The sequence below is a fragment of the Flexivirga aerilata genome, assembly GCF_013002715.1.
GTDB classification, from domain to species: domain Bacteria; phylum Actinomycetota; class Actinomycetes; order Actinomycetales; family Dermatophilaceae; genus Flexivirga; species Flexivirga aerilata.
Genome location: NZ_JABENB010000003.1, coordinates 1 through 15176 on the forward strand (window position 1 = coordinate 1; position 15176 = coordinate 15176).

General features: G+C 67.0%; 16 protein-coding genes. 14 read left to right on the forward strand and 2 right to left on the reverse strand.

The annotated features are described in order from the left end of the window. Positions 1 to 88 precede the first annotated feature (88 nt). Together HJ588_RS15475 and HJ588_RS15480 are read right to left on the reverse strand one after the other, a co-directional pair. Positions 89 to 547: a site-specific integrase gene (locus HJ588_RS15475; protein WP_171157320.1), complete on the reverse strand. Its 459-nt coding sequence runs from the start codon at positions 545 to 547 to the stop codon at positions 89 to 91. Positions 548 to 1133: 586 nt separating this feature from the next. Continuing rightward, on the reverse strand, positions 1134 to 1433 hold the full coding sequence (locus HJ588_RS15480) for a hypothetical protein (RefSeq protein ID WP_171157322.1): 300 nt from the start codon (positions 1431 to 1433) through the stop codon (positions 1134 to 1136). 410 nt (positions 1434 to 1843) lie between these two features. Here HJ588_RS15480 and HJ588_RS15485 point away from each other — a divergent pair, with 410 nt between their 5' ends. From HJ588_RS15485 to HJ588_RS15550, 14 genes are all read left to right on the forward strand, one after another. Then, complete coding sequence (locus HJ588_RS15485) at positions 1844 to 2644, forward strand: hypothetical protein (RefSeq protein ID WP_171157324.1); 801 nt, start codon at positions 1844 to 1846, stop codon at positions 2642 to 2644. After that, the gene (locus HJ588_RS15490) at positions 2641 to 2940 is read left to right on the forward strand and encodes a hypothetical protein (RefSeq protein ID WP_171157325.1); all 300 of its coding nucleotides are present in this window, start codon (positions 2641 to 2643) and stop codon (positions 2938 to 2940) included. Before HJ588_RS15485 ends, HJ588_RS15490 begins: the two co-directional genes overlap by 4 nt. Then, the gene (locus tag HJ588_RS15495; RefSeq protein ID WP_171157328.1) at positions 2937 to 3785 is read left to right on the forward strand and encodes a hypothetical protein; all 849 of its coding nucleotides are present in this window, start codon (positions 2937 to 2939) and stop codon (positions 3783 to 3785) included. The genes HJ588_RS15490 and HJ588_RS15495 overlap by 4 nt, the downstream gene beginning before the upstream one ends. Then, entirely contained in the window at positions 3785 to 4081 is a 297-nt protein-coding gene (locus HJ588_RS15500; protein WP_171158494.1) for a hypothetical protein, read from the forward strand. The genes HJ588_RS15495 and HJ588_RS15500 overlap by 1 nt, the downstream gene beginning before the upstream one ends. Position 4082: 1 nt before the next feature. Further along, positions 4083 to 4916, forward strand: a complete 834-nt coding sequence (locus tag HJ588_RS15505; protein WP_171157329.1) for a hypothetical protein — start codon at positions 4083 to 4085, stop codon at positions 4914 to 4916. Positions 4917 to 5002: 86 nt separating this feature from the next. Then, positions 5003 to 6556: a TrbL/VirB6 family protein gene (locus HJ588_RS15510; protein WP_171157331.1), complete on the forward strand. Its 1554-nt coding sequence runs from the start codon at positions 5003 to 5005 to the stop codon at positions 6554 to 6556. A gap of 21 nt (positions 6557 to 6577) precedes the next feature. Continuing rightward, entirely contained in the window at positions 6578 to 8083 is a 1506-nt protein-coding gene (locus tag HJ588_RS15515) for an SCO6880 family protein (RefSeq protein ID WP_171157333.1), read from the forward strand. 136 nt (positions 8084 to 8219) lie between these two features. Beyond that, a complete protein-coding gene (locus tag HJ588_RS15520) occupies positions 8220 to 9734 on the forward strand; it encodes an ATP-binding protein (RefSeq protein WP_171157335.1) in 1515 nt (504 codons plus the stop codon). 4 nt (positions 9735 to 9738) lie between these two features. Then, complete coding sequence (locus HJ588_RS19820) at positions 9739 to 11316, forward strand: peptidoglycan DD-metalloendopeptidase family protein (RefSeq protein ID WP_171157337.1); 1578 nt, start codon at positions 9739 to 9741, stop codon at positions 11314 to 11316. 159 nt (positions 11317 to 11475) lie between these two features. Then, positions 11476 to 11802, forward strand: a complete 327-nt coding sequence (locus HJ588_RS15530) for a histone-like nucleoid-structuring protein Lsr2 (protein ID WP_171157339.1) — start codon at positions 11476 to 11478, stop codon at positions 11800 to 11802. Positions 11803 to 12015: 213 nt separating this feature from the next. After that, positions 12016 to 12504: a MucR family transcriptional regulator gene (locus HJ588_RS15535; protein WP_171157342.1), complete on the forward strand. Its 489-nt coding sequence runs from the start codon at positions 12016 to 12018 to the stop codon at positions 12502 to 12504. 95 nt (positions 12505 to 12599) lie between these two features. Further along, positions 12600 to 13052 (forward strand): hypothetical protein, encoded by a 453-nt coding sequence (locus HJ588_RS15540; RefSeq protein ID WP_171157345.1) that lies wholly within the window; start codon positions 12600 to 12602, stop codon positions 13050 to 13052. Then, complete coding sequence (locus HJ588_RS15545; RefSeq protein ID WP_171157347.1) at positions 13049 to 14503, forward strand: type IV secretory system conjugative DNA transfer family protein; 1455 nt, start codon at positions 13049 to 13051, stop codon at positions 14501 to 14503. The genes HJ588_RS15540 and HJ588_RS15545 overlap by 4 nt, the downstream gene beginning before the upstream one ends. After that, the gene (locus HJ588_RS15550) at positions 14500 to 15171 is read left to right on the forward strand and encodes a hypothetical protein (RefSeq protein WP_212756093.1); all 672 of its coding nucleotides are present in this window, start codon (positions 14500 to 14502) and stop codon (positions 15169 to 15171) included. Before HJ588_RS15545 ends, HJ588_RS15550 begins: the two co-directional genes overlap by 4 nt. Positions 15172 to 15176: the final 5 nt, after the last annotated feature.

Here is a 15176-nt window from a genome sequence, read left to right on the forward strand (position 1 = left end):
CGCGTCCCTGCCGGCTCCTCGTTGCTGTTGTTCACGTCCTGCAGTGTCATGCGTTACTACTCCGGTCCCGCCCCAACCATGGGGCGTGTCACGGACCAGAAACACCGAAATTGCGATAGTCCCCCTGAAGGGGAGTCACGATGGGAACCTCACGCTTCGCCACCCGGACACGAACGATGCTTCGACGGCGACCATCACGGCGCGCGATATGTTCCAGGAACGGCAGGTACCCGCGCTGACGAGTCCGGGTGTTCTCGTAGAGGCCGTCCGCGACCGTGACGCCGTCGTGGGCGTGAAACCGGTAGAAACTCAGCACTGACCGCACCCGCAGCGCGACGGTCGATTCGCCCACCGGGGCACGGCCGCGCCCTTGGCGGACCTCTTGAGCGAAGGAACCGACATCGGCCACGCCAACGGTCTCCCAGCTCTGTGCACGGTCTTCGAGGAACGTCCACCACAACGCCAGGCCACGCGCATACGCCTTGATCGTGTTCGGTGAACACCCTGTCGCGCGCAGGAACTCCAGATATCGCTCAACAGGCCTCACCAAGTAATGATCAGAACCGACCACCGTCCACGTCGTGCTGTCCCCAGTCAATATCCTCTGGCTTGTCGCCACGGTGTCTCCCGATCTCAGGCGGCGCTGACACACTCGATGCCAGATAACTCGCCGCTCACAACCCTCGACCCGACCACAGAGCCCTGTCGCGTATGTCACCGACGCGACGCGACAAGTACAGACAACGGATGATGGCATTTGCAGCCTGGACCCAGGATCTGCGGATCCAGGTCGTCGACGACCAGGAGCTTGAGGAACCGGTCACGTGGTCGAGCGTTCGGGGCGAGTACGTGCCCCTCGCCGATTGCCGGCAACTGGGGGAGCGATGGACGCCGGACTTGCTGCGCGTGACGCGGCAGTATCGAGTGCTGTCCGGCCCGCGAGGCGACTGCCCACTGCCGGACCAGTTGCCGCCGCGGACGACGTAAGCGTGAGCGTCCTCAGGTCCAGTTGACGAGAACCATCGGAGGGAAGCCCATCGCGATGGTGTCCTTAGGGTCGCGGCAGCCATGATCGCCTGAGCCGTTGTCCTGATCGGACCGGGTAACCCCAGATGGGGGAGCTCGAGAGTGGATCAGTCCGAGACGCAGTCCTCCTCGCGAAGCTCTCCCGGTGTCCTGGCGTCAGAGAACGCGCGGCTGGCCAGACCGCGTGCGATGTTCGCAGCGCCGTACCCCGGCGCGGGGTCCAGACGGATGCTGAAGCGCACCATGCTGTCGATCAGCTGCACGTCTTCGTAGAGCCTGCCGGAGCCGGTCATGCGCCGCAGATCCCGTGCCGTGGTGACGAGATGCTCCAGTTCCTCGCTACTGGGCACCGCCCCAGCAACGTCGGGTGCGAAGGAATAGGTCAGCCTCACGGCGCAGGAGCTCATGCCGTGGATTGTGTCGCGACGACCTGACACCGGGTCGCGAGCGGTGCAGGCGCGCCTGGCGGGCGCCTTGTTTGACGACCGCCAGTAATCCCGGGACGGCACCCAATGTCATCGGATTCCTTCCGTGCGCTCCGCCGGATGAAGGGGTAGATCCCCGCCGCGGGATCGCTGGCGAAGGGTGCGGGGTCGGGCGACAGCGCCCGCCGGTGCGCGTCCAACCTCTGGCGCAGCCCCTGTCCGGAAAGAAGTTCTGAGAAGAGGGGGAACGCGGTGTTTGTGCAGGTCAACGTGCTGTAGCGGGCAACGTTCCTCCGGCGTTCCCCCTCGCTCGGCCCTCTTGGAGGCACGTAACCGGATACGTCCGCTGGGGACCTTCTGTCTGTCCGATTCGACAGACAGGAACTCAGGCGATGAGCGTTGAAGACTGCCTCGGTCTCTCCTCGAACAGCGAGCTGCTGGCGCAGGCAGACCAGGCGTGGCCGACATGGTGCGAACAACATCCCAGGCTGAGTGCCGCCACCGACACCACGACCATGCGGTCCTGGCTGCGGCAGCACACGACCGAAGAGTGTGACCAGCTACTCCTGTGCCTGGCGGAACTGGCCGCCACCGACGGCGGCAACGACGTCGCGGCGGCCGCCGCCCTCGCCTGGGCGCTGATGCCTGGGGTGTGCTCACTGGCGAACAGGCTGGGCACGCTCGCCCCGGAGATCGATCAAGTCGTCGCCGGACAGCTGTGGCTGGAAGTGCGCACCTTCCCGTGGCGCCGGCTGACCAAGGTCTCCGCCAACATCCTGCTGAACACCCGCGCCGGGGTACTTCGCGAATGCGGCGCCCACTCCCAGCTCGAACGGAGCGACCCGACATGGTCGCGCACCAGCCCGGTCGACCCGTCCCATTGGTTCTGGATGGAGGGACCGGCCGAGCCGAACGACGCGGCCGCCGAGGAACTCCTCCAACTTTTGGAGTGGGCATGCGACCACGACGTCATCACCCCCGCTGACCGGTCGCTGCTGCTGTGCCTGGTCGAGGCGGCCGACCGCACTGCGATCAACCGCACCGGCCGCAGCGGCGCCGGGCTGATGGCCAACGGCCTGAACCAAGAGGTTGCCACCCAGCTGGGGATCTCGGTGCGGACACTGCGCCGCCGCACCCGCCGCAGCATCGACGCCCTGACCGATGCATGCGGACACGGGAAGGCGACGGCATGAGTGACCGCCAGCACCACCATCGGCACCTTAGGTCGGTCGAGGTGATCACAGTGACCGAGACGACGGAAACCCCGGCAGAAGAACCCCAGCACGAGGCTGGACGCAGCACCGCAGACATCGCGGCCTTGTTCGATGTGGCCGGCCGCGAAGAAGAAGCCATCCGCCAGCTCGACGGCTGCATGGCACGCCTGCACGAGGTGCAGCACGCCAAGGCCGCGCTCAAGACCCTGTCGGCGCCGGAACTGCGGGCGGCACTGGAGTTTCGCCGGGCAGCCCTCGGTGGTGAGCCCGCATGACACAGGTACTCACCGAACGGCCCGCCGTCTCCGTCGACGAGCTCAAACGCGCATGGTCGGCGGTGCAGGCCGGAGAATTCCGGGCTAACACCACACGGCCCGCACCGCAGCCCGCCGGCGACCCGCAGCGGGCCCGCACGACCAGCCCGTGGCAGCCCGACCCCACCGAGGTCGTCCTGCCGGTCCTCGGGTGCGGAGGATCCTCCGGGGCCACCACGCTGGCCGTCGCGATCGCCACCGCCGCCGGGGCCGGCTCCCGGGTCGTGGAGTGCGCGTCAGTCACCTCCTCCGGTCTGGCTGCCGCCAGCACCGCGGAACTGGGCGCGTACGAAAGCGCCTGGTGTCGCGGTAGCCGTGACCATGTGCTGCTCGAACGGGTCATCGACGTCCTGACGACCGCCGAAGAGATCCCGCACCCGTCGACCCCCGACCGGCCCGTGACGCTCACCGTGCTGGACATCGGGTGGGAGCTCGGCCAGGTCCTGACCACTCCGGGCTGGATCGGCGACTTCGTCCGTGATGCCAAGCACGTGGTGTTGACCACCACCGCCACTGTGCCCGGCATACGCCGCCTCGAGGGGGCACTCGACCTGCTCGGCAACGACCACTCGTGCGCCGCGGTCCTCGGACCGCGGCGCAAGAAGTGGCCCAAGAGCGTCGAGCACACGGCCGGGCGCGTGACCCGTGACCTGGAACGGCAGGGGCTGCTGTTCGAGATCCCCGAAGAGGCCGCCTTGGCGGTCGACGGGCTCACCGGGGGCCCGCTTCCCAAGCCGCTGCTGTCGGCAGCTGACCAACTCGCCCAGCGCCTGCTGGACGACTCCACGAAAGGAACACCGCAATGATGAGTCAGACGAGTGTGCGCGCGGTCGCTCTGGCGGCCAAGGTCTGCCCGAAGGCGCCGAAAGGCGCCAGTACGGCGATGAACGACATCACCGGCTACGTGATGTGGGGCGTCATCGCTCTCATGGGCTTGGGGATGCTCGTCGGCGTCGGCGGCATCGTCGCCGGTCGCGTCTTCTCGATGCCGCACGCGAGCAAGATGTCGATCATCGGCATCTGTGTCGTGTTCGGCGCGGCGATCGCCTACCTGGTGCTGCCCGGAATGCTGAACGCGGTCATCGGTAAGGGCTGCGTGTGACATGAGTGCACAGCTCGATGGAACCGTTGGCTGGGACCGTCGTCGCCTGGTGTTCGTGCTCGGGGTCGTTGTCGCAGCCGGGGTTGCTCTGATCCTCGGTCTGGGATTTGCGATCTACTTCGCGATCTCCACCGCGATGTCGGGCGGGCAAGGCGACTCCGGGTCGGCCGGGAAACAGTCGCATACCAGCACGCACGCCACCGGCAAGGCTCACCGCGACGCGATCGCGGCCGAGCCGATGCTGACGGTCGACGAGGACGCAGCGCAACCAGCGCCGCCGGCCGCCGTGGCAGCAAAGACGGTCAACATCCCGCAGAGCGCCATACAGGGGCCGGCGGGAGTGCCATCGGGGTTTCCGCACTCTCCGGAGGGTGCGGTCGGCCAGTTGGCCGCCATTGAGCAAGTCGTACTGCAAAGCATGAGCATCCCGCAGGTCGACAGCATCCACGCCAGTTGGGCGATGCCCGGTGCGCCGAGCGTCGCCAAATGGCCACTGACACAGGACGTTCAAACGTTCCTCGGCGACGCTCAAATGGGCGGCACTCTCGACCCCACGAGCACGGTGGTGGTCACTCCTGTCGGTGCCCAAGTCAAGGGCAGCGACGGGCCGGACTGGGTCTTGGCGTGTGTGCTGGTGAAGGTGCACGCCACCATCACTCAGGACGCCCAGATGGGGTACGGCTACTGCGAACGCATGCAGTGGCATAACGGCCGCTGGATGATCGCACCCGGCGCCACGCCTTACCCGGCACCGTCGACCTGGCCAGGTAGTGATGTCAGCAACAAGGCTGGCTGGAAGACCTGGTCTGGCGCAGACGAGGGGTTCGACCAGTGATCCCCGCAATCGGCTGGCCCCATGTCCCCAACCCGTTCAGCTGGCTCGCCGGAGAAGCCGGCAAGGTCGTGACGGGCGGCTGGACGATGGCGATGCTCGGCCTCTGGAACGCCGGACTGTGGATGCTGCGGCTTGTCCTGAACATCATGGACGCGTTCCTGACCCCCGACCTGAGTGAGAACGGAGCCGGATCGCAGGTCTATCAGTACACATTCTGGATCGCCGGATCACTGGTTGTGCTGATGCTGATGATCCAGCTCGGTGTGGCCGCGATCCGTCGCGATGGCAAGAGCATCGCCACCGCCCTCATGGGAACCGGCCAGTTTTCGCTCGTATGGTCCTGCTGGGTCGGCGGCGCCGTCATGGTGCTCGCTGCGGCTGGCGGGCTGGAACGCGCCTTGATGTCAGCACTGCTGAAGGTCAGCTCGTGGTCCGACTGGAGCCCCTTTCAGGACATCAGCACCAAGAGCATCACTGACGGCACGGTCGCCACCGTCCTTGGCGGTATGGGCTGCCTACTCTGGCTGGCCGCGATCGGGCACCTGCTGGTGATGCTGACCCGCGCCGGCGCGCTGCTCGTCCTGTCGACGACCACGCCGATCTCGGCGGCCGGACTGGTCTCTGACGTCGGGCGGCCGTGGTTCTGGAAGTCGTTGCGGTGGTTCATCGCCGCTGCCTTCTCGCCCGTCATCATGGTGCTTGTCCTGGGCCTTGGGGTGCAGTTGACCACCGGCGTAGCTACCGGGTTTACCGACTCCACCCAGAAAGCGATCGGCACCGCCGTGCCCGGGGTGGTCTTGATCCTCATCTCCGCGTTTTGCCCGCTCGCTCTCTTCAAGCTGCTCGCGTTCGTCGACCCGGGCACCACCTCGGGAGCCGCGCTCCGCGCCGGCCTCGACGCCCAGGGCGGACTGCAAGGTCTCCTCAGCGGCGGCGGGGGAGCCGAGGATGCGGGGTCCAGTGCTGCGTCGAGCTCGGACGAGAACGGCACCTCCCAGGGAGAAGCATCCGGCGAAGACGCGACCTCGTCCCGCTTCAACAAGGCCGAGGGCGGCATGCTCCAGTCCGCGGGCGGCATGCTCGGCAGTGTCGGTGGAGCCATCGGCGGAGCAGCGTCCAAGGGCCTTGGCGCGATGCAGACCGTCGGCACCCGGGGCGCCGCGATCGGCGCCGATCTGACGAACCAAATGGGTGTCGGGCACAACAACTACTACCCGGACTTCAGTGGCGGGAAGCAGCAAAAGGGCAGCGGCAACAGCAACGGCGGCAAGGACGAGAACCCGGACCGTCACAAGGACGGCGACGGCGGCGGCGACAACGGGCAGGGTGCGGGTCCCAACGACCCCTCGAGTTCGACCCAGAACGACCCGACCACCGGGCAAGGCGCCGACGGCGAACAGGGCCCGACCAACCCCGGGCAGGCCACGCAGGGACCCGAGATGCCGACACCACCCATGCCACCCAATACGTCCCCGGCGGGCGGCGAAGGCGGCGGCCAACAAGGCGGCCAAGGCGGCGGGTCGAAGGGCGGCGGCCAAGGCGGCGGTGGTCCGAAGGGCGGCGCGCCTGGCGGATCCGGCGGCGCCGGCGGTGGAGCAGCAGGAGGCGGCGCCAGCGAAGCGGCCGTCGTTGCGGTGTGAGCGAAGAAGGAGCGAACTGAAATGGCATCGATCTACAACGACTACTCACGCGATCGGATCGGCTGGTTCTTCGGGCTGTCCGGATGGCAGGCCGGGACTCTCGCCGTCGCGGTGCTGCCACCGTGCTGGGCCCTGTCCAAGGGCGCGTGGGCCTCGCTCGGCCTGTTCACGCTGCTGTGGGTGGTGCTGTTCGTCGTCACCGTGACGCCGGTGCGCGGCCGCTCGGCAGTCGGATGGTTCGGGGCGCTGACGCGGTCGGCGGTCGGCGGGCTCTTGGGCTGGACACGGTTCCGGAGCAAGGCGGTCACCGGAGAGATCGACAACCTCGACGACGCCGACTTGCCCGGAGTCATCCAGGCCGTGCAGATCCACGACGGCCCGCCTTCGGGTCCATCGCTGGCTCGGATCGCCGTGATCCAGGACCACGCCACCAAGACATGGGCAGTCACCGCTTCGGTCGTGCATCCCGGGATCGGCCTGAAAGAGGCGGCCGCACGGCTCCAGCAGGGGACGGGGCTCAGTGACCTGCTGGACACCGCGATGCGGACCGAACTCGTCGAAGAGATCATCTTCCTCATTCGCACGGTGCCCGACGATGGTGCCGAGCGAGACCTGTACGTCGAACGGCACCGCCGCAACGGGCCAACGTTGGCGCGACAGGTCAATGACGAGCTCCAGGCCGGCCTGTCCGCAGCGGGCGTGCGCACCGAGGCGTTCTGCACCATCGTCGTCGCGGAGTCGCGGCTGAAGGGTGAAGCCAAGGAGACCGGCGGCGGGCTGGACGGGCGATGCCGCGTCCTGTACAGCCTGATGGCCGAAATCGAGGCCCAGCTGCGCGGCGGCATGGCGATGACCAACGTGGCCTGGCTGACATCCCCGGAACTGGCGCTGGCATGCCGCACCGGGTTCGCCCCGGGTGATCGGGCAAGCGTCGTCGACGCCCTGGCAGCTCGAGAACGCAACACCGACGTGAACACCGACGTCCCCTGGGCGATGGCGGGGCCCTCTGGCGCCGACGCCGCGATGCGGCACTACAGCCACGACGCGTGGAACTCCGTGTCGAGCACCATCAAGCTGCCGACCAAGGGCGCCGTGATGGGAGCCCTGGCGCCGGTGTTGACGCCCGGCGAACCAGGGGAGCGGCGCAGCTTCATGGTCTGCTACCCGATCGTGCGGCAGGCCAAGGCAGATCGGCAACAAGGAAACTCCGAGTGGAAGGCCGACGTTGCCGACGCGCTGCGGAGCAAAGCCAAGGTGAAAGCGCGCGCCCGACAGCGCAACGAAGCTGCCAAGGTTCGCGGCTTGGACACCAAACTCGCCCGCGGCAACGCGCTGATCCGCCCGTACGCCGTGTGCACCGTGACGGCACCCAAGACCGCACGGATCAGCGAGTACGGGCGTCGGCTGGACGCCTCGGTCCGCCGAGCAGGGTTCGCCCCGCTGCGTCTCGACGTCGCCCAGGACGCGGCCTTCGCCGCCTCGACCGTCCCGCTCGGCATCAGCCTCTCCCGGCAGGGGGACGCATGAGGCCTGCACCGAACACGCGCAGCGGCCCGACTCGACGACACGAGCTGCACGATCAACGCCGCTGCGGCCGAATCAAACACGGCAAGGGAGCAACCCTCAAAACCGTTCTCGCGCAATCGATTCAGGAGCAGAAGCGATGATGAAACCACGCCGCAAAGACGGCCGCGATATGGCCCGCCTGCTCCACGACTTCGGGCACGAACTGCCACGGGTCCCCGCACCGGTGCCGACCCCGAAAGACCCGCGGCTGTTCCACTACGCCTCACGTGGCGGAGCCAAACGTCGCGGCCGAGGCTGGGCGCCAGCCAAGGCACCCGTGACCGCTTGGCGGATGACATCGGACCAGGCGCCGGTCCTGTGGCCCTTCGTGGCAACCCCGGGTCTGCCGCCCACCGGCGCGCAGATGGGTATCGACCAGCTCAGCGGCGGCTCGTTCTTCGCCGACCCACTCGGATGGGTCCTGGACGACGAGGTCCCGGTCACCAACCCCAACATCATGCAGTTCGGCAAACCAGGCCGTGGAAAGTCCGGCAACACCAAGGCCTTCTGCCTGCGGATGATGGACTTCGGCTACCGCACGCTGATCCTGGGCGACCCGAAAGACGAATACGAGAAGCTCTGCCAGGCCCTGGGAGTGGAGCCGTTTGCGATCGGCCCCGGAATGCCCGCACGAATCAATCCGCTGGCATTCGGTCCGCTGGGCCAGGGGTGGGAGAAGCTGTCCGCCGAGGAAGCCCAGCGACGTGCCCCGATCATCTTCGGGCGATGGCTCACCCTGGTCCGCGGGCTCGTCGGCTCCCAACGCATCGGCGAAGACCGCGTGCCCTTCGGCCCGGACGAAGGCAACGTCGTCGAGAACGCATTGCGCGTGCTCACTGGATACAGCGCCGGCGCATCGCGGCTGCGGGAAACCACCATCCCGGAACTGTGGTACCTGCTGCACAACCCGACCGAAGAACTGATCGCTGAATGCCGCTACAGCTCGGAGCGTCACTTCCTCGACGAGACACGGTTGCTGCGCAACGCCCTCGGTCAGCTGGTCTCCGGTGCATTGGCCGGAATGTTCGATGCCCACACCACGATCGACGTCGACTGGAAAGCACCGATCCAGAGCCTGAGCCTGCGTCGGCTCGAACCGCTCGGCGATGACGCGATGGGCATCGCGCTGACCTGCATCGGATCGTGGGGGCGCGGCATGCGCGAAATGGCCGACCCCGGAGACCTGCGAGTTGTGGTCCGCGACGAGATCTGGAAGCAATTCCGCCTCGGCCCTGAGGCCGTCAAGGCGTATGACGCGGATCTACGGCTCTCCCGCACTGACGGCGACATCCAGTGGGCCAACGCCCACAAGCCGTCAGACCCGATGTCGGCGGGCGACCAGGGATCGCAAGCCGTCGCGATCGCCAAAGACCTCATGCACCTGGCAGACATCAAAATCCTGATGGGCCAAGACAACGCGATCGGCGACGAACTCGAACAGCTCCTCGGCCTTGGACCCATCGCCCGCTCCCTGATCACCGGCTGGGGCATGCAAGGCAAGGGTCGAGGCCTGTGGGTGGTCGGCGAGCAGATGTACAAAGTGCAGACGGTGCTGCACCCGCTCGAGCGGGAGTTGACCTTCACCAACGAGGCGATCGAGTCGGCGGCCTGAGCCCATGAAGAAGGTCGTCATCGGTCTCGCGATGGTCTTGGCCCTCATGGTGGCCGCACCCCTCGCGGCAGCCGTGATGATCGTCGTGGTGTCTTCCCCAGCCGCCGGGGAAGAGCTCAAAGCGCAGGAATGCCAGTCGGGTTCGACGGTCGCGACCGGCCCATGGCGTGCGCCGACGGCGCAGAAGTACGTCATCACCTCTGGGTTTGGCCACCGGACGTCACCAGGTGGCGGTATTGGTTCCACCTACCACGAAGGCGTCGACATCGCGATGCTCCCCAAGCCGGGGTCGGTGCTCGCCGCCGCGGCCGGCACAGTCAAAGTCGCGGGCCCCTACAGCGGATTGGGGAACGCCGTCGTACTCGACAACGGCTCCGGGGTCTCGACGACCTACGGCCACATGGCCAAGCTCGACGCGAAGATCAAGGTCGGATCGAAGGTCACCATCGGGCAGCGCCTTGGGCTGGAAGGGTCGACAGGAAACTCGACCGGCAACCACCTGCACTTCGGCGTCACAGAGAACGGCAAGTACATCAACCCCGTGCCGTTCATGAGCCAGCACGGCGCACCCCTGAACGGGCAGCGCGTCGCACCGCCCCCGCCGAAGAAGACTCCTCCGGGCGACCCCGGCGGCGAAGGCGGGATCGGTTTCCCGCTGCCGCCGCCCGGGAAGCCACGGAAGGCGTCGCTGCACAACCCGCCCATCGTCATCCCCAGCGCGATCAAGGCGTTCTACGTGAAGGCCGCCAAGCACTACAAATTGCCGTGGACCCTGCTGGCCGGAATCGGCATGGAAGAGACCTCGCACGGATTCAATCTGGGGGTGAGCTCAGCCGGGGCCCAGGGGCTGATGCAGTTCATGCCCTCGACCTGGGCGACATACGGGGTCGACGGCGACGGCGACGGCAAAGCCGACATCGACAACAACGCCGATTCCATCATGACGGCGGCGAACTATCTGACAAAGCTCGGAGTGACCACCGGCGGAGCAGCAGGCGTCAAAAGGGCAATCTTCGGATACAACCACGCCCAGTGGTACGTCAACGACGTGCTGTACTACGCCGCCAAATACGGTGGCGGCACCGTGCAAGGGGACCCCACCGAGTGCGGTACCGGGAAGGGCAACGGGAACCCAGACCTGCCGCCGCTGAAGAGCAAACGAGTGAAGAAACTGCTCACCTGGGCCAAGAACCACCTAGGTGACAACTACGTGATGGGGGCCAACGGACCACACACCTGGGACTGCTCCAGCTTCGCCTCGGCGGCATACCGACAGATAGGTATCACCATGCCCAGGACCGCCCAAGTGCAGCAGAAGTGGCTGGCGTCCGGGAACGGATTCCGGGTGTCACCCAGCGATGCCAAGCCCGGCGACCTGATCTTCTTCGACAGCTACCTCGGCCCCAACGCCATCGGCCACGTCGAAATGGTCTTTAACCCCGCCACACACCAAGCGATAGGTGCGCAGAACCCGAAAATCGGAGTCGCGATGACCGACTACTCGCATGACATGAAGAACAAGCACATCTTCCAGGTGTGGCGGGTAGGTGACATCGCGGATAGCGGCAAACACACAATGTAAATAGTTGTAGTTAGTTAGTAGTGGGCGGGCCGACGACACGTCGGCCGGTGGAGCCGCCGCACTGATCGGCGGCAGCGTGGCCGTTCAGTTCCGCAGCACCGGCCGGGTTGTGACCTACCGTGAGATCGACCATCACCGATCAGTAGAGAGGCCTTCCCGATGCAGCGGGTGCAGATCATCCTTGAGGACGACATCGACGGATCGCCGGCCGACGAAACCGTGCAGGTCGGGCTCGACGGAAGGCAGTACGAGATCGACTTGAGCGCTGCGCACGCCGCCGAACTGCGCGACAACCTGGCACCGTTCATCCAGGTTGCCCGCCGCTCGCAGACGGGGCGCAAGACCGCTCGACCGACACGGGCAGTGCCGACGGGCGTCGACAACGCCGCAGTGCGTGCGTGGGCGAAGGCCCACAAGATCGAGGTCTCACCTCGTGGCCGCATCGCCCAGCAGGTGATTGACAAATACCTCGCCGCCGGGAACTGATCTACTCCTGGGCTGCCCCGCAGGTGTGTTGGAGCACCTGCGGGTCTGTTCGGGGCAAGCCCCGAACGGAAGGAAGGAATTGAGGTTCATCCTGGACCCGATCGTAGCGGCGAACCACACGCGGAGCTCGTCAGGCAGACAGGCCATCGGGCGGCTCTGCGCGTCATTCCAAGCGCCGTATCGGTGCTGGTGCCAGCTGGCACGATGACGTGCATGAGCGGCGCGCTCGGCGACCCGGACGGGCATGGTCAGTTCGGCATCCTCGACGAGGACGCGGACGGGCTGCTCTGCCATGAATGCGGTCGGCGGCTCACCCACCTCGGCCTGCACGCCTGGAAGAGTCACGGCATCACCGCCGCCGAGTACCGCCAGGCGCACGGCCTCGCGCGCAGCAGAGGTCTCGTCGCCAGCGACACCCTCGCAACGATCCGAGCCAACGGCCGCCGGAACTACGGCACCAACGGCCGCTTCGTTGACGCGCGCGATCCCGCCGCCGCGACGGCAGCACGGCTGGGCGCCGGTGCCGGCATGTCGCCTGCGGGACTCGCGGCCAGCCGCGCCCGCCCGGGCCGTGCCCGGCTCGGCACCGTAGTCGTCTGCCGGTGGTGCGGTGCTCAGTTTTGCCCGCTCACGAGTGCTCGGCGGCGCCGGTTCTGCTCGAAGTCCTGCGCCAGCAAGGCGACACGGGCCAGACGACAGTGATTCAAGCGCTGCCTGACGCCGACTTCATGCGATCCCGGTGACCGCCGGAGGCCCTTGAACGCCCTTCGGGTTGGTGAACCGATCTAGGAGGAGTCATGCAGAAAGCTCGTCGCCGCGACCCCGTCCCGTGGACGTGGGAGATCCCGTTCGCGATCACGGTGGCCATCTTGGTCGTGTTATCGCTCGGCGTGCAGCTGGGTCGAGCGATCGCGAACCTGTTGTCGGGGGACGGTTGGACGTGGGCACCCAGAGCCGAGCTGTTCAGTAGCTTGCCCGGTGTCCTGGGCGGCCACGCCGATAGCGGCCTCACTGGCGCAGGCCACGGCGCCGGCGTGCATCTGTTGTGGGCGTGCGTGATCGTCGTCGAACTGGGCCTGATCGTGGCCGCAGGCTGGGGCGTGAAAGCTGGGATGGACCGCTGGGGACCGAACCGACTACGCGGAATGGCCAGCCGTGGCGAGGCCGAGCAACTACTGGGCCGGTCGCGGCTGCGGGAGGTCGCGCCGGTGATCCGACCGGACCTGTACGGCAAGAGGAGCAGCCGATGAGGGCGTTACGGGTAGACCCGGCCGAGGTCGGCTGGAAGATCGGCACGGCGCACGAGCCACGCGGTGGCGAGCTGTGGCAGCCATGGGACCGTACCGCCGGCGTGATCGGACCCCAGGGCTCCGGTAAAACCCTCGATCTGCTGATCCCAGCGCTACTCGGCGCACCCGGTGGGGCGTTGGTCACACTGACCAAGCTCGACGACCTCCTACTGAGCCTGACCGCCCGGCGGCGGGACGGGCGACCGTGCGTGGTGCTCGACCCCTTCGGGCTGGCCAGCGGACTGGACGAGCTGATCTTCGACCCGATCGCCGGCTGCGTCGACTCGATGATCGCTGAACGCCGAGCCAAAGCGTTCACCGCCGGCACCGTCAAAGGAGCCATCCAGGGAGGACAGGGCGATGACGCCGCCCGGTTCTACGCCGCCGAGGCGGCCAAGGTCCTCCAGGCCTATTTCCACGCTGCCGCACTGAGTGGCAGGACCCTGGAAGACGTGCTGCGGTGGGTGGCGAATCCGCAGAGCACCACCGACCCGACCGAGATCTTGCGCGAGCACCCACACGCAGCGCCGTTCTGGCACGGACTACTGCACGGGGCGTTGAACGGCGACGATCGCACCGCCGGCAACACCATCACCACGGTGCAGCAAGCGATGAGCCTGTTCTTCCAGCAGGACATCCGCCGCCGGTGCGTGCCCGGAGAAGGCCGGCCGGCAACCGACATCGCCAAGGTCATCCAGCAGGGCGGGACGATCTACCTGCTCGGCCGCGAAGACCCGTACGCCAGCGCATCGCCGCTGATGACCGCGGTCGCCGAGCATGTCCTCGATATGTCGCTACTGGCGGCCAACAACACACCGTGGGGCAGGTTGTGCCCACCATTCCTGGCCTGCCTGGACGAGCTGCCGTCAACAGCGCCGCTGCCGACACTGCGGACCCGAATGGCCAACGAACGAGCCCTGGGGTTGTCGTTCATCTACGCGGCGCAGACCTGGCGACAGCTGTCCTCGATCTTCGGTGAGAACGATGCCCGAGCGTTGTTCGGGTTGACCAACACGCTGATCATGTTCGGCGGCTCCAAGGACGTGGCGTTCAACCAAGAGATCTCCGACCTGGTCGGCATGGTCCGGGTCTCACGCACCAGCTGGCAGACCGGGCAGATGGGCGGGCGCACCACCTCGGGGGAGGACATCGCGATCCTGCGGCCGGAGGAGATCCGGCAGTTGGAGGAGCGGCATGCCCTGGTGATCGCCGAGAACGGCAAGCCGATCATCGCCCGCTTGCATCGGTCCATCGACGGAGCCGCAGGTAAGCAACTGCTGGCCGAACAGGACAAGCTGCGGGTCTCTTTGGCGGCCGTCCGCAGCAAGGCCATCACACCCGAAGCCCGCACAACCGCAGCCCTGGTGGAAGCCAAGCGCCGGGGCCTGACCGTTGACAGGAGTCAGCAGTGAATACCGACGCCGCGCGCGAACCCCAGGTCGCCTCGATGGTGCGACCCTTCCCGGAAGGCGGCAGCATGGTGCGGCTGGCCTACCGGGAGCTCAGCATCGCCGCCAACGGCGACAAGGACCAGGTCAAGGCTCTCGGACCGTTGCACATGCTGCCTCGGCCGTGGGATCCGCCGACGTGTCGGCGACCCGAATTGCGCGAACAGCTGTGGGAGTGGCTGGAGGAAGTCGTCAGCTGGCTCAATCGGGAGTACACCTGGGACGTGACCGGGGCGATCCCTCCCTGTTGGCCTCAACACCCTCATCTGGTGCACGAGATCGCGGTGCTGGCGGACCAACGTCGCCGCGCGGGCCTTGCCTTCGACAGCAACGCGATGGAGGAATGGCACCGCTACGCGCTGCCGGCGTTCGCCGACCGGATGCGCAACCGGCTCAAAGATCACTGCGAGGACGGGCACCAAGGCTGGCCGGGCCGCGGCCGGTATGCCCGGTTCACAAGCGACCAGTCGGTGCACGAGCGGCAGGAGACCTACGCCGCCGACGTTCGCACGACCGCACTCGGCCGCAGGATCGAGCACAAGGTCGCGGAGGAGAGCCGCCCCCGGCTGGCGTCGGTCAACCTGGACACCGGCGAGCTGGGCGATTTACCCGAGGGTCCTCAACCGGAGTAGTCGAA